A 25,241-nucleotide genomic window follows, 5' to 3' on the forward strand; every position below is an offset into this window, starting at 1 on the left:
TTATTCCCCTTGAGCAGCATGTTCTGCTGCAGCATGAGTTTCTGCTGTTGCATGTCCAGCAGAATGGTCAGCACCGTGATAGTTACTCATATAGTGGTTGATAATTGTTTCAAACAATTTAGGTTCAACTGAAGAGTAATAGGTCACAGGGTGTGGCTTGGTCGGGAACGGTTTCATCGCTTCAGCTTTAGCAAGCGCTTCTTCATCACCAGCAGCTTTAGCACGATTCACTAAATGCTCGATCTGGTGTTTAGAACGATCACCATCTTTAAGCGTTGCCAGCTCAGCCTGATCCAGCGTACCTTTCTGCACAGCTTCAGGGTTAATGCTTGTACCATTACCAGCTTTAACTGCTTCTACCCATTGCGCAAATTCTGGCTCAGTTACGCTATGTGCCTTGAAGCGCATTTGCGAGAAACCGTAACCTGAATAGTTTGCTGAGAAACCACGGAAAACTCCTGGCTCATCTGCTAATAGGTGAAGGTGAGTTTGCATACCCGCCATCGCGTAGATTTGGCCGCCTAACTGTGGAATGAAGAATGAGTTCATTGTGAAGTTAGAGGTTATCTTGAAGCTAATAGGTGTTTTTTCTGGGAAGCGTACTTCGTTTACCGTTGCAATTTCTTGCTCAGGATAGATAAAGATCCATTTAAACTGTTCAGCGACTGCTTGAATAGTTAAAGGTGCTTTGTCTGAATCTAATGGACGGTAAGGGTCGTACTTGTGGGAACCCCACCAAGTTAACCAAGCTAAAATACCAATAATAATGACAGGTACACCCCAAACAACGATCTCAATTGTCGTAGAGTGTGCCCAAGTAGGTTTATAGTCTGCATCTTTATTCGATGCGCGATATTTCCAACTAAACCATAATGCCATCAGGATTGACGGAATTACCACCAACAGCATTAAATAGATCGCAGTCATCATCAGGCTACTTTGACCTTGACCAACTGGACCTTTATTGTTTAGAAGTACCATATCACCGCCACACCCTGTCAAGAGCGCAGCCATCGTTGATAAAGACAATACAGCTAAAATCGTTTGTCTCATTTTACAACCTCGGTGAAGAGTCCCATTCCCTAAATAAATTATGGGATAGCGATTAAAGTGTCGCATGATTGATAAGAAATAATTGTGAATTGCTTAGCAATCATGCGACACCGCTACGTTGTAGGGCATTATGCCTCATATTGAAAAACTAAGCTACTGATAAAGTAGCCTGAAATACTTGTTTTAAAACCCGATTTATTTTGTAGGGATTGGATTAAAGCCCTATCTTTTTTTTATATATCAACACGCTATATTGAAAGGCTGTATAAAATGTATTTTATATACAGCTTTATGCAAATAATTGATGAGGCTTATTTCTGAACCACCTTGGTCTTTGCCAATTTGTCATGTAATGCCTGACGATTTTTCCCCAAGGCAAACAGCGATTCAATCACGGAAATCAGTGGCACAATGATCATGTTTAAAATAACAAAAACCATACTTCTGAGCCAGAATGCCCTTACTGAGCTGACAGGAGCAGACGTTTCAGCATCCACAATCTTGATTTTTAGCAATTTCTTGCCAATGCTTTGACCTGATTTTCCAATCAGGAAAGCCTGTACCATAAGCATGGCAATGATATAGACACACATGGTCATCCAGGCATGGGTGGGAATAATCGCAAGAATTTCAGTCTGGACTTTCTGGGCTAGGGCAATGTCTGATGAGCGGTCTGCCATCAGTCGAAACAGTTGTTCATTCAACTGGGTAAACTTTTGTGCCTGTTCGGGTGTAAAAAAAGCAGTGAGGAGGAATGTTGCGGGAAACCACAAAAATACATCAATCAATTTTGCAAAAAAACGTGAATGGATCGGGGCCAACTGAGATGTCTTTTGTTCGACTTTGATATTAAATGCTGAGTTGGGATGAGTCTCAGTTTTAATCTGGGCACTAAAGGGAGCGTAACCTACAGGTTCGTATACCAGTTTACCTTGTGTAAGTTCACCAAGCGTTTTCCATTCTGCCATACCCTCATGCCAGGCCAAATCTGTGAGTAGAACTTGTTGACTGGCAAGCATTTGGTTCACTTGTTCTAAACTATAAGGTCCAGCTTGTTGGTTGTTACGAGCCAAGTAAATTTGCATAATTTTAAAATCTCAATGACTAAAGATAAAAAAGACCCTGCGAAAGAGGGTCTTTTTCTAAAAAAAGACTAGGCTTTCTTGATTTGTTCTTCAGCAAGGAAGAACCAGGTATCAAGCACTGAGTCAGGATTCAGTGACACAGATTCAATACCCTGTTCCATGAGCCATTTAGCCAGGTCAGGGTGGTCAGATGGACCCTGACCACAGATACCCACGTATTTGCCTGCTTTGCGGCAGGCATGAATTGCCATGGAAAGAAGTGCCTTAACCGCTGGATCACGCTCATCAAACAAGTGAGATACGATACCAGAGTCACGGTCCAGACCCAGTGTAAGTTGTGTTAAGTCATTTGAACCGATAGAGAAGCCATCAAAGTGCTCAAGGAATTGCTCAGCCAATAATGCATTGGTTGGCAATTCACACATCATGATGATTTTTAAACCGTTCTCACCACGTTTCAAGCCATTTTGGGCAAGCAGTTCGATCACACGTTTTGCTTCGGAAACCGTACGAACGAAAGGAATCATGATTTGAATATTGGTGAGACCCATTTCATCACGGACTTTTTTCAGCGCACGGCATTCAAGCTCGAAACAGTCACGGAAGTTGTCAGAAACGTAACGGCTGGCACCACGGAAGCCCAGCATTGGGTTTTCTTCTTCTGGCTCGTATAACTTACCACCAATCAGGTTTGCGTATTCATTTGACTTGAAGTCAGACATACGCACAATCACAGGTTTTTCAGCAAATGCGGCTGCCAGCGTTGAAATGCCTTCAACCAGTTTTTCAACATAGAATTCGATTGGGGAAGAATAACCCGCAGTACGTGTCATTACAGCGGCACGGGTTTCTCTCGGCAGGCTCTCAATGTTCAACAAGGCTTTTGGATGCACGCCGATCATACGGTTGATGATGAACTCTAGGCGTGCAAGGCCAATCCCTTCATTTGGAATCTGGGCAAAGTCAAACGCACGGTCAGGGTTACCCACGTTCATCATGATCTTGAACGGAAGCTTTGGCATCGAGTTGATCGAGTTACGTTGAACCTCAAAGTCCAGTGCACCCTCATAGATGAAGCCCGTATCACCTTCGGCACAGGAAACAGTCACTTCCTGACCATCCGTTAACAGTTCAGTGGCATTGCCACAGCCCACAATTGCAGGAACACCCAGCTCACGCGCAATGATTGCCGCGTGACAGGTACGACCACCACGATTGGTGACAATCGCAGCGGCACGTTTCATGACTGGTTCCCAATCTGGATCGGTCATGTCGGATACAAGTACGTCACCATCCTGAACCTTGTCCATCTCTTTAATTGAGGTCACAACACGGACCTTGCCAGAACCAATGCGCTGACCAATTGAGCGGCCTTCACAAAGCACAGTACCTTTTTGCTTAAGCAGGTAGCGTTCCATCGTGCCGACATTCTGACGGCTCTTCACTGTTTCTGGGCGTGCCTGAACGATATAGATTTGACCATCGTCACCATCTTTTGCCCATTCGATGTCCATTGGGGAACCATAATGTTCCTCAATGATCATTGCCTGTTTTGCAAGTTCATGCAGTTCATGGTCGTTCAATGCAAACTGTTGACGTTCTGGCTTTTCAACATCAACCACAACAACAGATTTACCAGCGGCACCTTCTTCACCATAAATCATTTTCTGGTGCTTGGAACCCAGGTTGCGGCGTAGGACAGCGTGTTTACTACCCTTTAAAAGTGGTTTTGACAGATAGAATTCGTCAGGGTTGACGGCACCTTGCACCACCATTTCACCCAAGCCATAAGATGCTGTAATAAACACCACATCACGGAAACCCGATTCGGTGTCAAGGGTAAACATCACACCCGCAGCACCAGTTTCAGAGCGAACCATGCGTTGCACACCCGCAGAAAGGGCAACCACACTGTGTTCGAAACCTTGGTGGACACGGTAAGCAATGGCACGGTCATTATAAAGGGAAGCAAAAACTTCCTTAATTGCAATCAGGATGTTGTCAATACCGCGAATATTGAGGAATGTTTCCTGTTGGCCTGCAAATGAGGCATCTGGTAAATCTTCAGCGGTTGCAGAAGAGCGTACCGCCACGGCAATGTCTGGATTACCGTTTGAAAGTGCTGCAAATGCTTCACGAATTTCTTGTTCTAATGCGGCAGTCAGTGGAGTATCAACAATCCATTTACGGATTTTTGCACCTGTTTCAGCAAGTGCAAGCACATCATCAACATTCAGTTGAACCAGTTCAGCCTGAATTCGAGCATTTAAGCCGCTTTGATCCAGGAACTCACGATAGGCAGCCGCAGTTGTTGCAAAACCACCTGGTACCGATACACCAGCATTGGATAAATGACTGATCATTTCACCCAGAGATGAGTTTTTCCCACCTACGAGTTCGACATCGTGTTTCCCTAATTTTTCCAGACCGATTACGCGCGCTTCCAAAGTATTTACTCCACTTTTTTTGCAGTATGAATGACTATCATTGGTATGAAATTATACGAAAGTGCCTAGATATAGTGTTTACTAAGCGACAGTCATGTTAGATGAGTTTACTATAAAGATTATAGTGCACTAAGACAAATGTTTAAGGAGAATTTTGATGCCCGAAAGTAAACAAATTAAACGGAGCGTATTTTTTATATCAGATGGTACGGCAATTACCGCAGAAACCCTTGGACATTCACTACTTGCGCAATTTCCAAACGTGGATTTTGACATTCATATCATGCCTTATATTGCCACTGAAGAAGCTGCTATGGTCGCGGTTGCAGAGATCAACGCATGCCAGTCCCGTGATGGTTCCCTGCCACTGGTTTTTGACACTTTGGTTGACCCATTGGTACGCGACATTATCAATACTGCCAAAGCCGTTAATTTGGATGTGTTTGAGGGTTTAATCAGTAAACTTTCAGAAGAGTTGGGAACACCGCCAACCACATTGGTTGGGCAGACCCATGCGGTGACTGACTCTGAATATTATAAGGCACGTATTGATGCGGTTCATTTTGCGCTGGACAATGACGATGGTGCCCGAACACGTCACTACGATAAAGCCGATATTATCCTGATTGGTGTGTCACGTTCGGGTAAAACGCCAACCTCGATTTACCTGTCATTACAGTTTGGTATCCGCGTGGCAAACTATCCACTTACTGAAGAAGACCTGGACGACAACCGTTTACCAAAAGTTCTAAAAGAGCATAAAAACAAGCTGTTTGGTCTGATGATTGATGCAGAACGTCTGGTTGCGATTCGTAATGAACGTAAGGCCAATAGTCGCTATGCAAGTTTTAGCCAGTGTCAGATGGAACTGCGGGCGATTGAGGGGATTTATATTTCAGAAGGCATTAAATATTTAAATGTCACTGAAATGTCGATTGAGGAAATCTCAACCCGTATTTTACAAATGACAGGTTTAAAACGTCGTATTGGCTAAATATGATATTCAAATGAGAAGCGTGGGTGATGGGCTACGCTTTTTTATTTTGAAGAAATAAAACTGGGAACATCATAATGAAAAAACTTGTTTTGTTATTGCCATTTATTTTCGTGACACAAACTTATGCTGAGACACTGGCCAAATTTGAGAAGCAACTGGTAAAGCAATACGACCAGAAAGCTTTTTATGAAGTCAATCAGGAGATTGAGTCGGCTGTGGTGAACAGGATTAAGCAAGATCCATCCAGTTTTAATTATTCCTTTCCTGCTTTTCAGGACCATTATAATTTACGCATTCATTTTTCCCCTGACAAAAGTTTAAAGTTTTATACATTCGATATTGGCAGTGGTGGCACAATGGGAGAATTTTCTTCCTATGTGCAGACTCAAAAGGCAGGCAAAACGGTTTTAACCCCAATTGACACGGGTTTTATTCTGGATGTCAAACAAACCCAGTTATCTCAACAACCTGTTTATTTTGTGGAAAATTATTATAAAGCCAGCAGTTGTATGGGGGCCTATGCAATGAATGCCTTTAAACCAACACAAACAGGTGCAGTTCAGACATTCAAAGTTTTCCAAACCAAAAAAGCGCAACTTGATGCCATTCAGGTTGATTTTGACTGTAAAAACCATGAAAGCTCGGATGAGGCACCTGATTACATCCGTACAGATAAAAACTTGAATAATATTGATATTATGTTGCTGGATAAAAACTATAAACCGCAAGGCAAGTATTTACGTTACAGCAAGAAGACTACCTCCTATCAATACATGGGTGTGGTGAAATAAGCATTGCGGAACAGGGTAATACTTATTTCAAAATAGGATTGTCTACTGGTTTTTTAGCTCCATGAGCAAGCTAAAGTTTTCCAGACGTTTAGGTGTGTCGTAAATATCACAGGTGAAGATAAACTCATCCACATCATATTGTGCGGCAATTTTTTCCAACCCCGCTTTGACAGTTTCCTGCGAGCCAATTTGAGCCATTGCATAGAAATTCTGAATGGCGAGTTGCTCAGCGCTGCTTGCCAGCCCTTGTGTTGATTCAATTGGCGGTTTGAGTTTTAGGCTGTGTCCCCGAATCAGGTTTAAAATACGCTGATAAGAACTGGTGGCTAAATATTGTGCCTCTTCATCTGTAGCGGCAACAACGGTGGGTACACCCATTGAAACATACGGTTGATCCAAATATTCAGATGGCTGGAAATTATCCCGATAAATCTGGATGGCCTGTCCCAACATTCTTGGCGCAAAATGTGAGGCAAAGGAGTAGGGAAGCCCCAACTTTGCGGCAAGCTGTGCGCTAAACAGGCTTGAACCTAGCAACCAGACGGGTACATGGGTGCCCTGGCCTGGAGTGGCAATGATTTTCTGGTTGGGTTGCGGGTCTTTAAAATATTGCAGAATTTCCAGCACATCCTGCGGGAACTGATCTTCAGTTTCCTGATGGCCACGGCGTAAGGCCCGCATGGTCAATGGATCAGTTCCAGGGGCACGGCCTAAGCCAAGCTCAAAACGGTTTGGGTAGAGTGTCGCCAGTGTACCAAATTGCTCAGCCACCACCAAAGGTGCATGGTTTGGAAGCATGACACCACCTGAACCCAGGCGAATCTTTTGGGTGTGGGCGGCAATGAAGCCCAAGAGAACAGCGGTTGCCGAACTGGCGATGCCATCCATGTTGTGATGCTCAGCTAGCCAAAAACGTTCATATCCCAGCTTTTCAGCATGCTGAGCCAATTCAAGTGCGTGGCGTAGAGAAAACTCAATATTTTTATCCTCTCTAACAGGCGCCAACTCTAGAATGGAGAACTTTATGTCTTTTAATATTTTCATTGCTGATTCTCAAAACCATATATCGAAATAATACGATATAAGTTTGGTTTTGTATATCGTTTTTATTCGATTTAATGTTTCTATATTTGTAGATGAAAATGTATAAATAAAAAAAGGCACTCGAAAGTGCCAAAGGGGTAAGGATAAAATCTATTAACGATGTTTGTACCAGCCATGATGCTTGCCATTGTCATGACGATAGTTATAGCGTGAGTTGTAGTAGCGGCGGTCATTGTACGAACGGCGGTTGTCATAACGACGGTCATAGCGTTCCTCTTCGGCACGATCCTGACCCACTTTTTGACCCAATGCCGCACCACCAGCCGCACCCAGTGCCGCACCGATATAACCACCATTGGTTCCACCCATGTTACGGCCTACGGTATAACCACCAGCACCACCTAGACCACCACCAATTGCGGCTTCAGTACGGTCACGCTTATTGCTGGATGCTGCGGCACCACCTGCGCCACCAAGTGCAGAACCAATCATGGCACCTGTCTGTCCGCCAAGCTGTTGACCAATCGCGGTACCCACCACACTACCAAGGGCAGAGGTTGCTGCAACACGTGTTGCGTTGTCTGCATGCGCAACAGACACCATTGACGTGGTTGCCAGGATAACGCTACATAACCAGATATTCGATTTCATGGGGAAACTCCTTGTCCCTTGTTTTGGGACAGCATTTTTTTACTTGAGACCAATTTAGCAGGACATTTGAGTGAAAATGTGGAGCAGCTCCCCATGTGTACGATGTTTTAATGAGGGTTTTGTATATGTTGTATTGCAGATGGAGGGAATATGAATAAATTATAAAAATAAAGAATGAATGTTCAGCGAACAGCGGCGAATAGTTTAATCGAGTACAATAAAGTGATTTCGCTTAGGATGCTTTTATGCTGCTGGAAAAAATTTTGCAATCTCAAGGCTTTGGTTCACGTAAATATTGCCAGCAGTTGATTAGGAATGGTTCTGTCCTTATTGAAAATCAGGTTTGTGACAATCCCAAACAGAACTTTAATACGGATGATCTTAATTTCACTGTTTTTGGTGAACCATACCAATATAGGGAAAATGTCTATATTGCCTTGAATAAGCCACAGGATTATGAATGTTCGCATCAGGCGACACATCACCAAAGCGTATTTAGCCTACTACCTGAAATCCTGATTCATCGCGGTGTGCAATGTGTGGGGCGCTTAGATCAGGATACGACAGGATTACTATTATTAACGGATGATGGTCAGTATCTACAGTCACTGACGCATCCCAGAAAGCATGTACCCAAGATTTATCATGTCACCACAGCCGATCCAGTGACTCCTGAACAAATTCAGGCTCTGGAGCAGGGTGTCGAACTTCGTAATGAAAAAGGGATTTTCGCTGCAACAGATGTACAGTTGATTTCTGCGAACCAGCTTTCCATGACGGTTCATCAGGGTGTATATCATCAAGTTAAGCGTATGCTTGCCGCTGTAGGCAACAAGGTTGACGCGTTGCATCGTCATCAAATTGGGCAGCTTGAACTACCTGGTTTAGCGGAGGGTGAATGGATATATTTAACGTCTTCGCAAAAACAGTTAAGTCAAAATATTGTGCTGGATTACTGATTATTTTAGAAAACAGTGGAAAGTCTTGAACTCATCGTCCCGAATAAAGCCCATCTGCTCATAAAGACGGTGGGACTGGTAATTGTTCTTTTGTGTTTCGAGACTGATACGTTGGGCATTTTCATGGCGGGCGAAGAGAATGGCGGTATCAATCAATTGTTTCGCTGAACCTTGTTTGCGGAAAGATGGTGTCACATAAACATCATCTAAAATATAGTAGGTTTCACAGGCAACAGAGGAAAAGGCGAGATAAAGCATAACAAAGCCTGTAAATACATCATCCTTAACATGGATAAAAATGACACTGTCTTTATTGTCGAAACGATGTTTGAGAAATTGATAGGATTGTTCAATATTTGATGATGCGCCATAGAACTGACGGTATTCGTCAAATAGGACAGCAAGTTGATGAAGATCTTCTTTTGTGGCTCGCTTAACAATCATCCTGACCTATCCTTAAGCTTATCGTTCTATTTGGAATCACAGGATAGCGAAAAAAATTCAGCTTAAAAAATAAAAACTTGTGTATAAATGCAACATTGTTAAGTTTTGTCACTTTCGCCTAAAAGTGCGTTGAGTTCTTCAAACAGGTCTTCGTGGTCATCTTCAATATGATTGGAAGCAGGATTTTCGGCAGAATGGTTGGCTTTTGACTTACGCAGTTTAAGCAACTGTTCCATATTGATATTCTGGTTTTCAATCGCAAAGGGAATGGATTTGGTCAGTACCACCTGTTTAAAGAAAAGTCGTACAGCCTGAGCAGGGGAGATACCGAGCTGCTTAAAAACGGCAAACGCCTGTTTCTTTTCCTGGGAATCAAGTCGAACCTGATAAACTTCTGTTTTTCGCATGAAAGATATGACCAAATATTTTTAGTTATCGTCATGTATTTTAAACGATCACAGGCTAATTTCAATATTTTTGAAGTGAAAATAGTGATTTTTTGTCATTACGTTGTGTTTACAGTGTGAGTTCAAAATTAGAAATAAAATGCATTTCCTGCTGGGAAATAGGATCAACAAACTGAATCTGCTTGGCCAGTAATTGCAACGGGCAGCTAAAATCATCATCCGCCTTATGCTGAACAGTTGGATAAAAAGGGTCGTGTAGGATTGGGATACCCAGATAATTGAGGTGTACACGGAGTTGATGTTGTTTGCCTGTTTTGGGTTTAAGCAAATATTTGGCATGATGCTGTGTCTGTTCCAGCAATTTTATGTGTGTTTCTGTATTGCTCGGTTTTTCTGGATTAATTTGCATGGTGTAAAAAGGATTACCCTTTTCTAGATGCAGTTGAATACTCTGTGGAAATTTGAGTTCGGGATGATAAGCGGCAATAGCATGATAGACTTTCTGGACTTTGCGTTCGGCAAAAAGTTGTTGGTATATTCCGCGCGATTCAGGTTTTTTGCTGAATAAAACCACGCCTGCCGTTTCCCGATCCAGTCGATGAATCGGGGTTAGGTCTTGATTGCCTGTTTGTCTTTTCAGGCGAACCAGTAAGGTTTCCTGAACGTATTGTCCAGTTGGTGTCATGGTCAGGAAGTGAGGTTTATCCACCACCAGTAAATCTTCATTTTCAAATAAAATTTCATGCTGAAAAGGCACATGAATTTCATGCGCCAGAAAACGATAATAAAAAATATGGGTATTTGCTGTATAGGGACTTTCCAGCGTCAGGATTGAACCATCAGCAGCGTAAATCAGTTGGTCTGCAAAACGCTGTTGCCATTCTTGCGGCTGAATATGGGGGAAATGCTGGCAAAGATATTCAAAAACTGTGTTTACAGTGAGGTCATTGGGTAAAAAGACTTTGCTGGCACTGACACCATTGATGAGAGGTGGAGTAAAACTTTCAATAATATTCATATTATTTGAGTGAGGCTGAATGGTGGAAACGAGGTATAAATCCCTCATCAAATGCTTTAACAAAAGATTCTGGCGTGAGGACGTTCACAATCAGGTCATTTGGTAATTCAACTTCCTGTTGATAGCCATCAAAAGACCAAATCAAATAATGATTGTCTTTAAAGATCACGATTGCTTTTGAGTCATGCTCAAAGAAAGTGCCAATTGGTAAATCAGAAATTTTGGCTTGAAATGTTTTCTTGTTTTTATCTGCTGTTAGGCGGTCTTGATGAATTTTTTTATCTATCTCTTTTACAGGTAGTGAAATACCAGTGTTGTTTGCATGAATCCATGCATTTTTAAACTGTTTATAGCGCTGGTTTTGACATTCTCCACAAGGACGGTGACCTGCCGCCAAGGCGGTTGCTTCATCTAAAAAGAACAGTTCAGAATAAGACTGACCAAAAACCTCTCTTTTGACATTACCGAATATGGTTACGCAGTTGATCCATGATTGAGTGGAAAATTGCTTAATGATTTGCTTGTCTGCATTATGCAGCTTACCACCTCGATTCCCCATTAAAGTCGCACTTTTTGAGGGATGCGTGTTCAATTTTCCCCAAGGATCAACCCGATTTTGTAGAGTCATGTCTTCTCTTTAATGTTGTAAAAAAGAACCAAGGTATTGCTATGGATTAGGCTTTGAAGCTGTGCAATGTTATCATAGCCGCCATTCCAGTTTTGTTTTATTTGCCATGTCGTATTCAGTGAAATTTACCCTAAATCATGAACAGGATACCCAAGATTTTGCACAAGTGCTTTCCCAGTATGTGCATTCAGGCATTATTTATTTAATTGGTGATCTGGGGGCAGGGAAAACCACATTCACCCGTTATTTCCTACAAAGTTTAGGGCATCAGGGTTCTGTTAAAAGTCCGACCTATACTTTGGTTGAACCGTATAGCATTCAAGGAAAAGAAATTTTTCACTTCGATTTATACCGTTTAGATGATCCCTATGAACTGGAACTGATGGGAATCCGTGATTATTTGGAAACACCTGATGCCTTATTCCTGTTTGAATGGCCATCTAAAGGTGGTGATGAGATTCCTCAAGCGGATGTGGTGATTGATATTCAGAAATCTGATGATGAACTGACGCGTTTTGTGACGTTAAGCGTAAATTCACAAGAGCTAGCGAATACTTTGCAGGAACAATTGAATGGCGCATGATTCAACACATCGTTCAACCCGTCGTATTCATACCCTTGATGCTGCCTTAGCCAACCAGATTGCAGCGGGCGAGGTAATTGAACGTCCATCGTCAGTGATCAAGGAACTCTTGGAAAACTCGATTGATGCGGGCGCAACAGAATTGATCATTCGGGTTGCCCAAGGTGGTTCAACGCTGATTGAAATCATTGACAATGGTCATGGTATTCATCCAGACGATTTATCTTTGGCAGTCATGCGTCATGCCACCAGTAAAATTAGAACTTCAGAAGACTTACATGCGATAGTGAGTCTGGGATTTCGAGGCGAGGCATTGGCCTCGATCGCAGCGGTATCCCGTTTAACCTTAACCAGTTGTCAGGATGAACAAGGGATAGGTTATCAGGTTGAGGTGAATGGTACGGCTTTTGACCATCAACAGGTTCAGGCGGTGGCGGCACAAAAAGGCACTCATATTCGCGTTCAGGATTTATTCTTTAATGTGCCTGCGCGCCGTAAATTCCTGAAAAAACCAAGTACAGAATTTGGTCATATTGAGGAAATTGTACGCCGTTTGGCTTTAACTCATTTTGACATCCGTTTTGTGCTTGAGCATAACGATAATATTCGCTTGAACCTGCCGATTGCTGATAGTGGTGAGTTGCGTTATCAGCGTGTTCAGCAGTTGTTGGGCCAACAGTTTATTCAAAATGCCTACTGGATGGATGCTGAAAGTATCAATATGCGTTTGTCTGGCTGGCTGGGGCATCCGTCTGATGCACGGGCACAGGCTGATTTGCAGTATGTCTATGTGAATGGTCGTATTGTCAAGGACAAGACCATTTCCCATGCGCTGCGTATGGCGTATGAGGGGATTTTGCATGGTCATCAACATTCCTCTTATTTGCTGTTTTTAGAGGTTGATCCTGAAAATATTGATGTCAATGTCCATCCAACCAAGCATGAAATCCGTTTCCTGAATCAACGTGAAGTGCATGAATTTGTACGTCACTATGCGAAAGCCATTTTGTCACAATTTCAGACAGCAACTGCTGATTTAGCCCAAGCCATGAAAGTGGATGCGGCGGCTGCAACAAATAGTTCAAGTTATCAACCCCAACCAAAATATCAGGAACAGTTTCATTTACATCGCGCAGACGTTGAACCTGAACCACAGCTAAACCAGCAAACAGAAGTATCAACAGATTTGCTGACTGAGTTTAATCAAAGTCGTCCACAAGCGGTTCAATACAATGTGTCACAGCCGCGTTACAGTGGTTCCACGCAAATCAACAATGCCTTAAAAAGTTATCTGGCACCTTTGCGTGAAGAGGTTGATTCTGAACAGGATCAAACAGTAGCAAAGGTGGATGAATTTCCACTGGGTATTGCCATTGCACAACTTCATGGCATTTATATTCTGTCGCAAAATACTGAGGGTTTAATCATTGTTGATATGCATGCTGCGCATGAGCGGATTTTGCTACAGCAGATGAAAGCGGCGTGGGATAAACCTGAATTCTGGATGTCACAGCAACTACTGATTCCAAAGGTGGTTTCGATTACCCGTATGCAGGCCACACGTATTGAGGACCTGCAACCTCAACTGCAACGACTGGGGCTGGAAATTGATCAATATGGTGATGAACAAGTGATCGTGCGTGGTGTGCCAGCCATTTTGCATAAGGCAGATTTTGGCAATTTAATTCCAGAATTATTGAATGACCTTGACCCGAATGATGAGGCTAGAGGTTTATTGCAAAAACGTGATGAACTGTTGGCTGGAATGGCCTGTCATGGTGCGGTTCGTGCCCATCGTCAACTCAGCCTGTCGGAGATGAATGCTTTATTGCGCCAAATGGAGCAAACCGAGTTTGCCAGCCAATGTAACCACGGTCGCCCCACCTGGCGGGCATTTCCACTACATCAACTAGATAAATTATTTGCTCGAGGAGAGTAGGGTTTCATGTCAAATCAATTGCCCGTGATTAATTTAATGGGGCCTACCGCAAGTGGTAAAACTGCTTTGGCATGTGAACTGTATGAGCGTGGAAATTTTGAACTGATTTCTGTCGATTCAGCCCTGGTCTATAAGGATATGGATATTGGAACGGCAAAACCGACTAAAGAAGAGCAGCAACAATATCCACATCATTTGATTGATATTATTACACCGCTGGAAGTGTACTCGGCAGCCCAGTTTGTTGAGGATGTTTGCCCCTTGATTGATGATATGCATGCACGGGGCAAGACACCGATTCTGGTCGGTGGGACCATGCTGTATTTCAAGTCCCTGCTTGAGGGGCTTGCCGATAACCTGCCCAATGCGGATCAGGCGATTCGTGATGCCATTATTGCCAAGGCTGAACAGGAAAGCTGGCAGGCGGTTTATGATGAACTGGTTGCTGTTGACCCCATCGCAGGTCAAAAGTTTAAGGTTTCAGATCGGCAACGTATTATTCGGGCATTGGAAGTGTACCGAATTACGGGTGAACCAATAACAAAACTACAGGCAGAACAACCTAAAAATCAACCATATCGTTACACTTTTTATAACTACGCCCTCATGCCAGATCGGTTAGAATTACATCAACGCATTGAGCAAAGATTGAGCAAGATGTGGAGTATTGGTTTTTTAAATGAAGTAGAGGAATTAATTAAAAAATACGATTTAAATGATAATTTACCATCTATGCGGTCTGTAGGTTATCGTCAAGCTTTAGATTTTTTATTGAAAAGTGACTTGAGTCTCAAAAATAGGGTTGAAATGGAGAACAAAGCGCTATTTGCGACACGGCAACTTGCCAAACGTCAATACACTTGGTTACGTTCTTTGCAAGAATTACACGATTTTAAAACTTACGTGACGATAAAGCAGGCGAAAGAAGACTTGCGAAACTTCTTTGGATAAAGCAAAATTCGCAGGCTGTCTTTTTATAATTTTTAGTTAAAAAATAAAGATAGTTTTTTTGCGCTGATTTAAAATTTTTTGGAGTTAAAAATGTCTAAAGGTCAAACTTTACAAGATCCGTTCTTAAATTCTCTCCGTAAAGAACGTATTCCAGTTTCTATTTTCCTTGTGAACGGTATTAAATTGCAGGGGCATATTGAATCTTTTGACCAATATGTGGTTTTACTTAAAAACACAGTAAGCCAAATGGTTTATAAGCATGCGATTTCTACTGTCGTTCCTGCACGCAACCCACGTCCAGCTGGTGCTCAAGGCACTGGTGGTTTCCCTGCACAAGGTGCTGCTGGCGGCTTTGGTGGTGGTCAGGCTACAGGTGGTGGCTTCGGTGGTCAAGGTGGTGGCTTCGGTGGTCAGGGCGGCTTCGGTGGTCAAGGTGGCTTCGGTCATCAGGGCGGCTTCGGTGGTCAAGGCGGCTTCGACGGCGAAACTAAATTTGAAGATGGTCAAGAAGACGAAAATAATCGTTAATTGATTGATGTTCTTTAAAAAATGCCAGTCTTATTTCAGACTGGCATTTTTTTGTGTCTAAAAAGCTAGAATACATCTCATGGAAATTATTGTTGCGGCTGCCTGTTGCAGCGTCATTGTGTCAATCTTGCTGAAATATCTAAAAGAAAAAGGTTTTGATGTTTGGCAAATGATTGCGTGGAACTATTTAAGTGCAAGTGTGTTATGCGCTTATTGGTTTAAAACGGATATTACCCATGTTTCATGGCAGCATACGCCGTGGTGGCTGATTTTAATTTTGGCGGTGTTGTTACCTAGCATCTTTCTATGTTTAGCCAAGTCATTGCAGTTTGCGGGTATTGTGAAAACAGAAATTGCGCAGCGTTTGGCAGTGATCCTTTCTTTATTGGCTGCCTATTTTATATTTGGTGAGCAGTTTAGCCAGTTAAAGCTGATTGGTGTTGCTTTGGGTGTGGTGGCAATTTTGGCGATTATTCTTGGGCAGGCGGCGGAGAAAGCCACACAAGGCCTAAATCTAAAATCTGCCCTGTTTCTGTTTTGTGTCTGGGCAGGCTATGCTGCGGTTGATATCTTACTTAAATATAGCAGTAGTCTGGGCCTACAGTTTGCAGTCACATTGAATCTCACCTTTATTATGGCATTTGTTTTATCAATTGCCTATCTCTCCATCACCCAGCCGAATTGGCAGCCCAAGAATATTTTTGCAGGTCTAGTCCTTGGTGCAATCAATTTTGCCAATATTGCCCTGTATGTTAAGGCACACATGATGCTGAAAGACACACCAGCAATTGTGTTTGCGGGTATGAACATTCTTGTGGTGATTTTTGGGGTAATCAGTGGGGTGGTGCTGTTTCGGGAAAGGCTTAAAGCCTATACATGGATTGGCCTGGTCTGTGGAGTACTGGCTGTATTGTGTTTGGCAAAAGCGATGATGTTGTAGCGGCTAATGGTTTCATTCCATCAGAACACCACATTTTAATTCGGGCAGATAGTTAATCTGCCCTTACAAACAACCACAATCATTATGATAATTATAAACGGGTAAAAATCACATCATCCGCAAGGCGTGATTTGGGTAGCTTCGCATTGAAATCATTTTCACTACGATAGCCCAAAGCTACAATCACGGAGGCTTTCAAGCCTTTTTCAGCCAAACCAAATTCATGGTTAATAATATTTCTGTCAAAGCCTTCCATTGGTGTGGCATCAATATGTTCAAGGCCTGCGGCGAATAACAGTTGTCCAAGTGCAATATAAGTCTGGTTTTCCATCCATGCTGCAAGATTCTTGAGTTCATTACGGTAAAATTCAACATAACCCGAACGGGTATCTCGTTGTCCCTGCTTTGCTGCCTCATCCTTAAAGCGGCCACTGTTATGGTCCTGTTCAAGTAACTGCTCAAGATATTCATTAGAAATATCGGTGCGTGTACAGAAAACCAGGGTATGTGAAGAATTGAGCACTTTTGCGGCATTATAGGCATAGCCACCTGTTAAACCTGCTGCAATACGTTGTTTTGCCTCATCTGTTTCTGCGATCAGAAAATGCCAGGGCTGAATATTCACGGAAGAAGGACTAAAACGTAAAATTTCTAATAATTTTTCAAACTGTTCTTTTGGAATTTTTTTACTCGCATCGTATGCCTTGGTGGTGTAACGTGTTTTTGCGGTATGTAGGGAATCCATCTATTATCAACCAAATAAAAAAATCAGTTTATTTTACTGGATCTATCAGGTAGGAAAAGTGTCTAAATGTGATTTGAATATAGATAAAAGTCGAATGGAGCAAAGGTCAATAGAGCCACTTTTTAAAATCCAGGCTGCTATTTTCTTGTTCGTTAATTTCTAGAATCCATGCAGAGTCTGCTCGCCAGTCACCCAAAACAATACGTTGTTTATTGCCCAACAAATGAATTTCTGGACGGTGGGTGTGACCGTGAATTAAAAAATCCACCTGTTCTATCACTGATTCTACAGCCTGGGCATTCACATCCATGATGTCATAATTTTTGAGCTGTTTGGTTTCACTGCTCTTTTTACGGAAACCATTGGCAAGTTTCTGTCTAAAACTTAAGGGGGTTCGTTTCAATAAACCCAGCAGAACTGGATTGCGGATTACGCTTCTAAAGCGTTGATAGGCAATGTCATCAGTACATAGGGCATCGCCATGCTCCAGACGGAATTTTTGATGGTTAATTTCCAGCGTATAGACATCAGGGAGTAGGATTCCATTAAATTGCTTGAGGAAATTTTTTCCTAAAACAAAATCACGATTACCGACCTGAAAATAAACCTGATTGCCTGCATGACTGAACTCTTTTAAAGCCTGAACGATTTCATCCAGCCAAGGGGCGGTGTAGTCATCCCCAATCCATGCGTTAAACCAGTCACCTAAAATATAGAGCTGGGTGTTTTTATATTGATATTGTTTTAGTAAGTCTAAAAACCCCCGAACCAGTCGAGGGTGATCAGGTGACAAATGCAAATCTGATATAAACAGATGGGTCACAAAGAATCCTGTTGGATCAAATTATTCAGAGATAATTTTAGCAGATTCAATCACAACGTTCTCTAAAGGAACATCTGCGTGATAACCACGGTTACCTGTACGCACGCCTTTAATTGCGCTTACAACATCCATACCTTCAACAACCTTACCAAATACTGCATAACCCCAGCCTTGTGCGGTTGGCGCTGTGTGGTTCAGGAAAGCGTTGTTTTTAACGTTGATGAAGAATTGGGCAGATGCAGAGTGAGGCGCCTGGGTACGTGCCATTGCGATGGTGCCTTCATCGTTGCTTAAGCCGTTGTCCGCTTCATTTTCGATTGAGTCACGGGTTGCCTTTTCTTTGAAGTTCTCGTCCATGCCACCGCCCTGGATCATAAAACCATCAATCACGCGGTGGAAAATCACACCGTCATAGAAACCGTCACGTACATATTCTAAGAAATTTTCAACCGTTTTTGGCGCTTTTTCAGCGTTAAGCTCAAGAACAATACGACCTTTATTGGTATTTAATTCGACTTGAGGAAAACTCATTACATTAATCTCCTAAACATGGGCTTGTGACCATGGGTTTTTGGTTGAGAGAAGCATAAGCAAACTGTAAACTACAAGGCAAGTAAAAAACGTTAAAATCTTTGATAAAAAGCAAAGATTGCGTTTTTATGTTCTATTTTTTTAACCGTAAGAAGTGATTTACACCCTATGAAGCCAAATGATGTTGTTTCAGAACTGCCAAAGACCCCGACACCGAATACTCATGCCTCTGTCGATGCTGCGCAGCAAGAACAACAGGCAGGCTTGGACTTTGTACGTCAGGTGATTACCGATGATTTAAAAGATGGCCGCACCCAGAAAGTGGTGACACGTTTTCCACCTGAGCCAAATGGTTATCTGCATATCGGCCATGTAAAGGCGATTTGTCTGAACTTTGGAATTGCCGAAGAGTTTGACGGCGTATGTAATTTGCGTTTTGACGATACCAACCCTGATGCTGAAGAGCAGGAATATGTCGATGGGATTGCCAACGATGTGAAATGGCTGGGCTTTCACTGGAATGGTGAGCCTCGCTATGCTTCTGGTTATTTTGACCAGCTTTATGCATGGGCGGTTCAATTGATTGAACAGGGTGATGCCTATGTGGATTTACAGACACCTGAAGAAATCAAGTTGAACCGCGGTAGCTTTGTGGAGCCAGGTAAAAACTCGCCATACCGTGATGCGACTGTGGAAGAAAACCTGTCTCGTTTTGAGCAGATGCGTAATGGTGAGTTAGGTGAGGGTAAAGCGGTTTTACGTGCCAAAATTGATATGGCAAGCCCGAATGTACACATGCGTGATCCAATCCTTTATCGCGTGTTGCACTCAGAACATCACCAGACAGGTGACAAGTGGAAAATGTATCCAATGTATGACTATGCTCATCCATTGTCTGATGCAATTGAGGGTATTACCCACTCACTCTGTACCCTGGAGTTTCAGGACCATCGTCCGTTTTATGACTGGGTGGTTGAGAAAGTCCACTCTCAGGCTGTGCCACGCCAATACGAATCATCGCGTTTAAACATTGACTATACCATCACCTCTAAACGCAAGTTGCGTAAGCTGGTTGAGGGAAATCATGTTCATGGTTGGGATGATCCGCGTATGCCAACCGTGGTGGGGATGCGTCGTCGTGGTTTTACCCCAGAGGGCTTGCGTGATTTCTGTAAGCGTGTTGGTGTGTCAAAAACTGATGGTATTGTGGATGTGGCAATGCTGGAGTTCTGTATCCGCCAATCGCTAGAAAATGCGGCAGCACGTGGTATGGCAGTGTTGAATCCTTTAAAAGTGACGCTCACCAATTTGCCAGAAGAACTCGATTTAACCCATGCACGTCATCCGAATGTGGATATGGGCGAGCGTGTGATTCCATTAACACGTGAAATCTATATTGACCGTAAAGACTTTGAAGAAGTACCACCAAAAGGTTTCAAACGCTTGATTCCAGAGGGTGAGGTACGTTTACGCCATGCTTATGTGATTAAATGTGATGAAATCATTAAGGATGCCAATGGTGAAGTGGTTGAATTGAAGTGCTCAATTGACCCTGAAACTTTAGGCAAGAATCCTGAGGGACGTAAGGTTAAGGGCGTGATTCACTGGGTATCGGCAACAAAAGGTATTCCAGCCGAAGTACGTGTCTATGAGCGTTTATTTACAGAAGCTGCACCTGATGCCGATGATGATTTTCTGGCACATTTAAATCCTGAATCTTTAAAGGTGGTTCAGGCGGTGATTGAACCTGCCTTGGCACAGGCCAAACCAGAAGACCGTTTCCAGTTTGAACGTGAAGGCTATTTTGTGGCAGACCAGTATGATCATGTTCCTGCAAAACCTGTGTTTAACCGTATTCTTGACTTAAAGGATAGTTTCAAGGTCGAGAAGAAATAACACCTATTCAAGAATGGGTAGTCAGTCAACCGAGTTAAGCGATTAACTCGGTTTTTTATTTTGTAATTGATTGGAGATAAACATATTCAAATAACATAAAAGGGTTTATTCAACAAAATATAGGTTGTTACCGTATTTTTGCGCTTGATGAACTTCAATTTATCCATAATTTGTAAAACTGTTGATTTTCCAACATAGCCTCAACAAAATTCTGTTGAGTGAAAAACATGGAAAATTTTTAATTTATATAAATTATTGATTTAAAATATAAAAACATATGGCATCTAATTTGTAATGTTAGAGGTGAATCTTTGATTGCATTTTTAACAACAAATTTGGAGCAAGACATGAGTAGAAAAATTCGATTGGGTGCTTTTATTCCCGCAACTGGACAGCATGTTGCGGCATGGCGACATCCAGAATCCCAACCCTCAAAAGCGGTAGATTTTGATTTTATCAAGGAACAAGTTCAGCTTGCTGAAAAAGGTCTATTTGATGCCTATTTTCTGGCGGATGGTTTGGCAGTGAATTTTGGACAGGCTGAAAAAACTGGGTTGAGCGACAAGGTTGCTGGCTTTGAACCTGTGACTTTATTTGCCGCATTATCCACCGTGACAAAGCATATTGGGTTTATTGCAACAGCTTCCACCACCTACGAAGAGCCTTATTTGCTGGCACGCAAGTTTGCCTCACTGGATCATTTGAGTCATGGTCGGGCGGGCTGGAATGTGGTGACTTCTGCCTCGGAAGCAGCCGCTGCCAATTTTGGCTACGAGCAACAGATTCCACATGCAGAACGTTATGAACGTGCGCAGGAATATGTCGAGCTGATTAAAAAGCTGTGGGATAGCTGGGAGGATGATGCGTTCATTCACGATAAAGCATCAGGTGTGTTCTATGATGCTGAGAAAGTTCATAACCCGAACCATAAAGGTAAATATTATTCAGTCAAGGGTGCGCTGAATGTACCTCGTACACCACAGGGCTATCCTGTGATTGTTCAGGCAGGACAATCTGGACCAGGTCGTGATCTGGCAGCCCGTTATGCCGAGGTGATTTTTACCGCCAATCAAAAACTGGAAGATGCACAGGAATTTTATCGTGATGTGAAAAGCCGTTTGGCGAAATATGGACGATCACCTGATGAGCTTCTGATTTTACCTGGGGTTTCCGCATTTGTTGGACGGACTGAGGAAGAGGCACGGGAAAAATATCAACAATTGACTGATTTAATCCATCCAGAAGCAGGCTTGGCATTATTGAGTGGTTTAAGTGGTGGCTTTGATTTCTCGGGATATGATCTGGATGGTCCATTTCCTGAATTAAGTGAGGGACAGGGCATGGTGAGCCGACCAGCCCTCATTGCCGATATTGCCAAGAAAAATAACTTTAGTATCCGTCAACTGTATGAATGGGTGGCAGGTGCTCGTGGGCACTGGCAGTTGATTGGTACGCCTGAACAAATCGTTGATCAGTTACAGGAATGGTTTGAAAATGAAGCGGCGGATGGCTTTAACATTTTGCCACCAAGTACGCCAGCAGGTTTGAATGATTTTGTGGAATTGGTTATACCTGAATTACAACGTCGTGGTTTGTTCCGTACCCAATATGAGGGTACAACTTTGCGTGAAAATTTAGGTCTGGCACGTCCAGAAAATCAATATGTGTTGGCTCGACAAGCTGCTGAACAACATAAGGCAAGCTAAGATTAAGCTAAACATTTCTAGCCTTGAAAAATGGTGGCAACTTGTCACCATTGAACTGAAAACAATGATTTGAGTGAAATATGCAATATAGAAAATTAGGTCAAACTGATATAGATGTCAGTGTGATTGCGCTGGGAACAATGACATGGGGCGAGCAAAACTCGGAAGATGAAGCACATGCCCAACTCGACTATGCTGTAGAGCGTGGTGTGAATCTGATTGATACCGCAGAAATGTATCCAGTACCACCTAAACTAGACACTCAGGGCTTAACGGAAAAATACATAGGGTCTTGGTTAAAGCAGTCGAAAAAACGTGATCAAGTGCTAATCGCAACCAAAGTGGTTGGTCCATCACGAAAATTAATTCAGGCGAGCCATTTCCGTTCGGGACAAACCAAGCTGGATCGTGCCAACATTGAGGCGGCATTGCATGAGAGTCTGCAAAGACTCCAGACCGATTATGTTGATGTATATCAACTGCATTGGCCAGACCGTAGCACCAACCATTTTGGTGAGTTAGGGTATAGCCATGTTGAAAATGAAGACACAGTTCCCATTCAGGAAACCTTAACGGTTTTGGCTGATTTAGTAAAAGCGGGGAAAATTCGTCATATTGGCCTCTCTAATGAAACGCCGTGGGGTGTCAGCCAGTTTTTAAAGTATTCTGAAAATCTGGGTCTACCGCGTGTGGTTTCAATCCAAAACCCATACAACTTATTAAACCGTAGTTTTGAAATTGGTAATGCGGAAGTTTCGATTCGGGAGCAGGTTGGTTTGCTGGCCTATTCTCCTTTGGCATTTGGTGCCCTGACAGGGAAGTATTTAAATGGTGCACAGCCTGTTGGTGCACGTTTAACATTATGGGAACGTTTTGCCCGTTATAAAGGTCAGGCGGCTGAAAATGCCATCCAGCGTTATGTGGAACTGGCAAGGCAGCACGGCATAGACCCTGCACAACTGGCGCTGGCCTATGTGAATAGCCGACGCTTTGTAACCAGTAATATTATTGGTGCAACCAATCTGGAGCAACTCAAAACCAATATTGACAGTATTGATGTGCAACTGGATGATGAAATTATTCAAGCAATTGAGCAGATTCATTTATCCCATCCGAATCCAGCACCTTAGTGTAAATAGCCTAAGCAGTGAGAAACTTTTTTAAGGGTTTCTTGTGGTGTCCTATAAAGTATGCTGATTCGTATTCACTCATAAGGTCTCTCTCCTAAGGGGGAGAGACCTTACTATATTTATGATATTCCCTCTCCTAATAGGAGAGGGCTAGGGAGAGGTAAAATAGAGGGATTAATGTGATTGCACAAAAGCAAGCCATTTAGGGTGGAGTGGTTTATGCTAGACTATGAGGAATTGAACGTTATGTTATAAATACTTTTAACATTACACATCCTGATAGATGAAAGGAATAAATAGCGAAGATGATCGGGCGGCAGCGAAACATATTGGCAACTTTGGGAATAGATGTTTGGATTCCTCGAGAAGTCGTATGCGAAAAAAATACCGCGCCGAGCTTATGGCGAGATCAAGAGGCTGAACAGATTCAGTCCTTGCCAATTCAATTCGAAACGCCAGCACAAAACAAGCCTGAGCTGCAAATAAAGCATGAACCAGTTCAGCCGATCACGATGGTTGAACCGCGGAATAATGCTGAAATCATTGTGAAACCCAAAGCTGTTGAGATGATGTCTGACAAAGAGCAGGTTATTGTCACAACACAGGTTCAAAGCTTTGAGTTGCAAATGTATATTCTGGAAAGCTGTGCAATCCTGGTGGAAAGCAGTCGATTCAATGAAGCACAGCAACAACTCTGGCAAAATATCCAGAAAGCGAAACTGGGGCAGTATGCCGAGTTAAAATGGCCTTTTCCATTGGCTGATTTTCAGGAAAGCCGTGGCTTGCCCTCCTACATTCAGGGTTTTCTGGATGCGACAGCCATGAATAAAAAGATTCTATGTCTAGGTCATCTCGATTTTATCCAGCACTCTAATATCCTACATTTAGCAAGTTTAGAAGAAATGATTGCCCAGCCTTTGTTAAAAAGACGACTGTGGCAACTGATGCAATAAAAGAGCGGAATTCCAACAATGAAGAAAGTTGTCGTATTTAGCCAAATAGACCAAGATGTTTTAGCACAGTTACAGCAAAATTATCAGGTGGTGGTGCTCAACCCAAAATTGGGTGAGATCAATGAGCAAATCCGTACTGAAGTGGTTGATGCTGATGCCATGATTGGTGCAGGACGTTTACTCAATGAAAGTAATTTAGCTCCCGCACAAAAGCTCAAGATTATTTCGACCGTCTCCGTTGGTTATGACAATTATGATGTCGATTATCTAAATCAGCGAAAAATCTGGCTGGCGAATACCCCGCATGTGCTCACTGAAACTACCGCCGATTTAGCTTTTAGTTTACTTCTGAGTGCAGCACGTAAGATTCCACAACTGGATACATGGACCAAACAGGGGCAATGGAAACGCACCGTTTCGACTGAACAATTTGGTGTGGATGTGTTCGGTAAAACGCTGGGGATTATTGGTCTGGGCCATATTGGTGCAGCCATTGCCCGACGTGGTTTTTATGGCTTTAACATGAATATCCTGTACCATAACCGCCGTGAAAAAATTGAAGTGGCTCAGGCATTCAATGCGCAATATCGTGATTTAGACCAACTATTGCAGCAGTCCGATTTTCTTGTGGTTGCAGTTGACTTAAACCATGAATCAAAGGCCCTGATTGCGGAGGCACAGTTTGACCTGATGCAGAAACATGCTGTATTCATCAATATTGCGCGTGGTTCGGTGGTTGATGAAAGTGCGCTTATTGATGCATTGCAGAAAAATAAAATCTTTGCTGCGGGTTTGGATGTATATGCCAAAGAACCATTACAAAGCTCTCCATTATTTGACCTAGCAAATGTTGTGACTGCACCACATATTGGTTCAGCCACTGTCGAAACACGCAAAAAAATGGTCAATCTGGCCTACCAAAATCTAGTTGATGCCTTGGAAGACCGTGTCCCACGCTATTTGGTTAATCCAAAATTCGAATAAATGCTTAC

At 42.8% G+C, this 25,241-nt stretch carries 25 protein-coding genes; 13 read left to right on the plus strand and 12 right to left on the minus strand.

Annotated elements, in window-relative coordinates; all coding sequences use genetic code 11:
• The 3 genes from cyoA to ppsA all read right to left on the minus strand — a co-directional run bounded on the left by cyoA (nucleotide 1) and on the right by ppsA (nucleotide 4,585).
• A complete protein-coding gene (cyoA, locus tag N5J47_RS06185; protein ID WP_279960307.1) occupies nucleotides 1–1,053 on the minus strand; it encodes a ubiquinol oxidase subunit II in 1,053 nt (350 codons plus the stop codon).
• Nucleotides 1,054–1,364: 311 nt separating this feature from the next.
• Nucleotides 1,365–2,138: an RDD family protein gene (locus N5J47_RS06190; RefSeq protein ID WP_267979046.1), complete on the minus strand. Its 774-nt coding sequence runs from the start codon at nucleotides 2,136–2,138 to the stop codon at nucleotides 1,365–1,367.
• A gap of 68 nt (nucleotides 2,139–2,206) precedes the next feature.
• Entirely contained in the window at nucleotides 2,207–4,585 is a 2,379-nt protein-coding gene (gene ppsA / locus N5J47_RS06195; protein ID WP_279960306.1) for a phosphoenolpyruvate synthase, read from the minus strand.
• Nucleotides 4,586–4,742: 157 nt separating this feature from the next.
• Between ppsA and N5J47_RS06200 the strand changes: the two genes are divergently transcribed.
• Together N5J47_RS06200 and N5J47_RS06205 are read left to right on the plus strand one after the other, a co-directional pair.
• Complete coding sequence (locus N5J47_RS06200) at nucleotides 4,743–5,579, plus strand: pyruvate, water dikinase regulatory protein (protein WP_267979048.1); 837 nt, start codon at nucleotides 4,743–4,745, stop codon at nucleotides 5,577–5,579.
• A 77-nt stretch (nucleotides 5,580–5,656) separates the two neighbouring features.
• Nucleotides 5,657–6,373: a hypothetical protein gene (locus tag N5J47_RS06205; protein WP_279960305.1), complete on the plus strand. Its 717-nt coding sequence runs from the start codon at nucleotides 5,657–5,659 to the stop codon at nucleotides 6,371–6,373.
• Between the two features lie 42 nt (nucleotides 6,374–6,415).
• Here N5J47_RS06205 and N5J47_RS06210 read toward each other — a convergent pair whose 3' ends face one another.
• Both N5J47_RS06210 and N5J47_RS06215 read right to left on the minus strand, forming a co-directional pair.
• On the minus strand, nucleotides 6,416–7,417 hold the full coding sequence (locus N5J47_RS06210) for an LLM class flavin-dependent oxidoreductase (protein WP_279960304.1): 1,002 nt from the start codon (nucleotides 7,415–7,417) through the stop codon (nucleotides 6,416–6,418).
• Nucleotides 7,418–7,570: 153 nt separating this feature from the next.
• A complete protein-coding gene (locus N5J47_RS06215; protein ID WP_279960303.1) occupies nucleotides 7,571–8,068 on the minus strand; it encodes a glycine zipper domain-containing protein in 498 nt (165 codons plus the stop codon).
• Nucleotides 8,069–8,313: 245 nt separating this feature from the next.
• Between N5J47_RS06215 and N5J47_RS06220 the strand changes: the two genes are divergently transcribed.
• On the plus strand, nucleotides 8,314–9,027 hold the full coding sequence (locus tag N5J47_RS06220; RefSeq protein ID WP_279960302.1) for a 16S rRNA pseudouridine(516) synthase: 714 nt from the start codon (nucleotides 8,314–8,316) through the stop codon (nucleotides 9,025–9,027).
• On the opposite strand, the gene N5J47_RS06225 is transcribed toward N5J47_RS06220, so the two are convergent.
• The 4 genes from N5J47_RS06225 to N5J47_RS06240 form a co-directional block, all read right to left on the minus strand.
• Entirely contained in the window at nucleotides 9,028–9,471 is a 444-nt protein-coding gene (locus N5J47_RS06225) for a GNAT family N-acetyltransferase (RefSeq protein WP_267979053.1), read from the minus strand.
• Nucleotides 9,472–9,569: 98 nt separating this feature from the next.
• Nucleotides 9,570–9,878 (minus strand): type II toxin-antitoxin system RelB/DinJ family antitoxin, encoded by a 309-nt coding sequence (locus tag N5J47_RS06230; protein ID WP_267979054.1) that lies wholly within the window; start codon nucleotides 9,876–9,878, stop codon nucleotides 9,570–9,572.
• 109 nt (nucleotides 9,879–9,987) lie between these two features.
• Nucleotides 9,988–10,896 (minus strand): pseudouridine synthase, encoded by a 909-nt coding sequence (locus N5J47_RS06235; protein WP_279960301.1) that lies wholly within the window; start codon nucleotides 10,894–10,896, stop codon nucleotides 9,988–9,990.
• Between the two features lies 1 nt (nucleotide 10,897).
• Nucleotides 10,898–11,524, minus strand: a complete 627-nt coding sequence (locus tag N5J47_RS06240; RefSeq protein ID WP_279960300.1) for a hypothetical protein — start codon at nucleotides 11,522–11,524, stop codon at nucleotides 10,898–10,900.
• A gap of 106 nt (nucleotides 11,525–11,630) precedes the next feature.
• On the opposite strand from N5J47_RS06240, the gene tsaE reads away from it, so the two are divergent.
• The 5 genes from tsaE (at nucleotide 11,631) to N5J47_RS06265 (ending at nucleotide 16,465) form a co-directional block, all read left to right on the plus strand.
• Nucleotides 11,631–12,107: a tRNA (adenosine(37)-N6)-threonylcarbamoyltransferase complex ATPase subunit type 1 TsaE gene (tsaE, locus tag N5J47_RS06245; protein WP_279960340.1), complete on the plus strand. Its 477-nt coding sequence runs from the start codon at nucleotides 11,631–11,633 to the stop codon at nucleotides 12,105–12,107.
• Complete coding sequence (mutL, locus tag N5J47_RS06250; RefSeq protein ID WP_279960299.1) at nucleotides 12,097–14,046, plus strand: DNA mismatch repair endonuclease MutL; 1,950 nt, start codon at nucleotides 12,097–12,099, stop codon at nucleotides 14,044–14,046. The genes tsaE and mutL overlap by 11 nt, the downstream gene beginning before the upstream one ends.
• Nucleotides 14,047–14,052: 6 nt before the next feature.
• Nucleotides 14,053–14,997, plus strand: a complete 945-nt coding sequence (gene miaA, locus N5J47_RS06255; RefSeq protein ID WP_279960298.1) for a tRNA (adenosine(37)-N6)-dimethylallyltransferase MiaA — start codon at nucleotides 14,053–14,055, stop codon at nucleotides 14,995–14,997.
• Between the two features lie 90 nt (nucleotides 14,998–15,087).
• Nucleotides 15,088–15,525, plus strand: a complete 438-nt coding sequence (gene hfq, locus N5J47_RS06260) for an RNA chaperone Hfq (RefSeq protein WP_279996965.1) — start codon at nucleotides 15,088–15,090, stop codon at nucleotides 15,523–15,525.
• A gap of 79 nt (nucleotides 15,526–15,604) precedes the next feature.
• Nucleotides 15,605–16,465, plus strand: coding sequence for a DMT family transporter (locus N5J47_RS06265; RefSeq protein WP_279960296.1), 861 nt, complete (start codon nucleotides 15,605–15,607; stop codon nucleotides 16,463–16,465).
• Between the two features lie 91 nt (nucleotides 16,466–16,556).
• Here the strand turns inward: N5J47_RS06265 and nfsB are convergent, their stop codons facing one another.
• The 3 genes from nfsB to N5J47_RS06280 form a co-directional block, all read right to left on the minus strand.
• Nucleotides 16,557–17,210 (minus strand): oxygen-insensitive NAD(P)H nitroreductase, encoded by a 654-nt coding sequence (gene nfsB, locus N5J47_RS06270; RefSeq protein WP_267979061.1) that lies wholly within the window; start codon nucleotides 17,208–17,210, stop codon nucleotides 16,557–16,559.
• A 106-nt stretch (nucleotides 17,211–17,316) separates the two neighbouring features.
• Entirely contained in the window at nucleotides 17,317–18,033 is a 717-nt protein-coding gene (locus tag N5J47_RS06275; protein WP_279960295.1) for a UDP-2,3-diacylglucosamine diphosphatase, read from the minus strand.
• A gap of 21 nt (nucleotides 18,034–18,054) precedes the next feature.
• A complete protein-coding gene (locus N5J47_RS06280; protein ID WP_279960294.1) occupies nucleotides 18,055–18,564 on the minus strand; it encodes a peptidylprolyl isomerase in 510 nt (169 codons plus the stop codon).
• Between the two features lie 168 nt (nucleotides 18,565–18,732).
• Between N5J47_RS06280 and N5J47_RS06285 the strand changes: the two genes are divergently transcribed.
• The 5 genes from N5J47_RS06285 (at nucleotide 18,733) to N5J47_RS06305 (ending at nucleotide 25,233) form a co-directional block, all read left to right on the plus strand.
• The gene (locus N5J47_RS06285) at nucleotides 18,733–20,460 is read left to right on the plus strand and encodes a glutamine--tRNA ligase/YqeY domain fusion protein (RefSeq protein WP_279960293.1); all 1,728 of its coding nucleotides are present in this window, start codon (nucleotides 18,733–18,735) and stop codon (nucleotides 20,458–20,460) included.
• Nucleotides 20,461–20,807: 347 nt separating this feature from the next.
• Nucleotides 20,808–22,166, plus strand: coding sequence for an LLM class flavin-dependent oxidoreductase (locus tag N5J47_RS06290; protein WP_279960291.1), 1,359 nt, complete (start codon nucleotides 20,808–20,810; stop codon nucleotides 22,164–22,166).
• Nucleotides 22,167–22,246: 80 nt separating this feature from the next.
• The gene (locus tag N5J47_RS06295) at nucleotides 22,247–23,296 is read left to right on the plus strand and encodes an NADP(H)-dependent aldo-keto reductase (RefSeq protein ID WP_279960290.1); all 1,050 of its coding nucleotides are present in this window, start codon (nucleotides 22,247–22,249) and stop codon (nucleotides 23,294–23,296) included.
• A 305-nt stretch (nucleotides 23,297–23,601) separates the two neighbouring features.
• Nucleotides 23,602–24,249 carry a hypothetical protein gene (locus N5J47_RS06300; RefSeq protein WP_279960289.1) on the plus strand — a complete coding sequence of 216 codons (648 nt, stop codon included), beginning with the start codon at nucleotides 23,602–23,604 and terminating at the stop codon, nucleotides 24,247–24,249.
• Nucleotides 24,250–24,267: 18 nt separating this feature from the next.
• Nucleotides 24,268–25,233 (plus strand): D-glycerate dehydrogenase, encoded by a 966-nt coding sequence (locus N5J47_RS06305; protein WP_279960288.1) that lies wholly within the window; start codon nucleotides 24,268–24,270, stop codon nucleotides 25,231–25,233.
• Nucleotides 25,234–25,241 lie beyond the last annotated feature (8 nt).

The organism is Acinetobacter sp. GD03645, from assembly GCF_029845285.1.
Taxonomy (GTDB): Bacteria; Pseudomonadota; Gammaproteobacteria; order Pseudomonadales; family Moraxellaceae; genus Acinetobacter; species Acinetobacter corruptisaponis.

Bases quoted from the DNA above. Each gene is read 5' to 3' on its own strand.
- cyoA (WP_279960307.1), bottom strand. From the start codon at position 1,053: ATGAGACAAACGATTTTAGCTGTATTGTCTTTATCAACGATGGCTGCG.
- N5J47_RS06190 (WP_267979046.1), bottom strand. From the start codon at position 2,138: ATGCAAATTTACTTGGCTCGTAACAACCAACAAGCTGGACCTTATAGT.
- N5J47_RS06200 (WP_267979048.1), top strand. From the start codon at position 4,743: ATGCCCGAAAGTAAACAAATTAAACGGAGCGTATTTTTTATATCAGAT.
- N5J47_RS06205 (WP_279960305.1), top strand. From the start codon at position 5,657: ATGAAAAAACTTGTTTTGTTATTGCCATTTATTTTCGTGACACAAACT.
- N5J47_RS06210 (WP_279960304.1), bottom strand. From the start codon at position 7,417: ATGAAAATATTAAAAGACATAAAGTTCTCCATTCTAGAGTTGGCGCCT.
- N5J47_RS06215 (WP_279960303.1), bottom strand. From the start codon at position 8,068: ATGAAATCGAATATCTGGTTATGTAGCGTTATCCTGGCAACCACGTCA.
- N5J47_RS06220 (WP_279960302.1), top strand. From the start codon at position 8,314: ATGCTGCTGGAAAAAATTTTGCAATCTCAAGGCTTTGGTTCACGTAAA.
- N5J47_RS06225 (WP_267979053.1), bottom strand. From the start codon at position 9,471: ATGATTGTTAAGCGAGCCACAAAAGAAGATCTTCATCAACTTGCTGTC.
- N5J47_RS06230 (WP_267979054.1), bottom strand. From the start codon at position 9,878: ATGCGAAAAACAGAAGTTTATCAGGTTCGACTTGATTCCCAGGAAAAG.
- N5J47_RS06235 (WP_279960301.1), bottom strand. From the start codon at position 10,896: ATGAATATTATTGAAAGTTTTACTCCACCTCTCATCAATGGTGTCAGT.
- N5J47_RS06240 (WP_279960300.1), bottom strand. From the start codon at position 11,524: ATGACTCTACAAAATCGGGTTGATCCTTGGGGAAAATTGAACACGCAT.
- tsaE (WP_279960340.1), top strand. From the start codon at position 11,631: ATGTCGTATTCAGTGAAATTTACCCTAAATCATGAACAGGATACCCAA.
- mutL (WP_279960299.1), top strand. From the start codon at position 12,097: ATGGCGCATGATTCAACACATCGTTCAACCCGTCGTATTCATACCCTT.
- miaA (WP_279960298.1), top strand. From the start codon at position 14,053: ATGTCAAATCAATTGCCCGTGATTAATTTAATGGGGCCTACCGCAAGT.
- hfq (WP_279996965.1), top strand. From the start codon at position 15,088: ATGTCTAAAGGTCAAACTTTACAAGATCCGTTCTTAAATTCTCTCCGT.
- N5J47_RS06265 (WP_279960296.1), top strand. From the start codon at position 15,605: ATGGAAATTATTGTTGCGGCTGCCTGTTGCAGCGTCATTGTGTCAATC.
- nfsB (WP_267979061.1), bottom strand. From the start codon at position 17,210: ATGGATTCCCTACATACCGCAAAAACACGTTACACCACCAAGGCATAC.
- N5J47_RS06280 (WP_279960294.1), bottom strand. From the start codon at position 18,564: ATGAGTTTTCCTCAAGTCGAATTAAATACCAATAAAGGTCGTATTGTT.
- N5J47_RS06285 (WP_279960293.1), top strand. From the start codon at position 18,733: ATGAAGCCAAATGATGTTGTTTCAGAACTGCCAAAGACCCCGACACCG.
- N5J47_RS06290 (WP_279960291.1), top strand. From the start codon at position 20,808: ATGAGTAGAAAAATTCGATTGGGTGCTTTTATTCCCGCAACTGGACAG.
- N5J47_RS06295 (WP_279960290.1), top strand. From the start codon at position 22,247: ATGCAATATAGAAAATTAGGTCAAACTGATATAGATGTCAGTGTGATT.
- N5J47_RS06300 (WP_279960289.1), top strand. From the start codon at position 23,602: ATGATCGGGCGGCAGCGAAACATATTGGCAACTTTGGGAATAGATGTT.
- N5J47_RS06305 (WP_279960288.1), top strand. From the start codon at position 24,268: ATGAAGAAAGTTGTCGTATTTAGCCAAATAGACCAAGATGTTTTAGCA.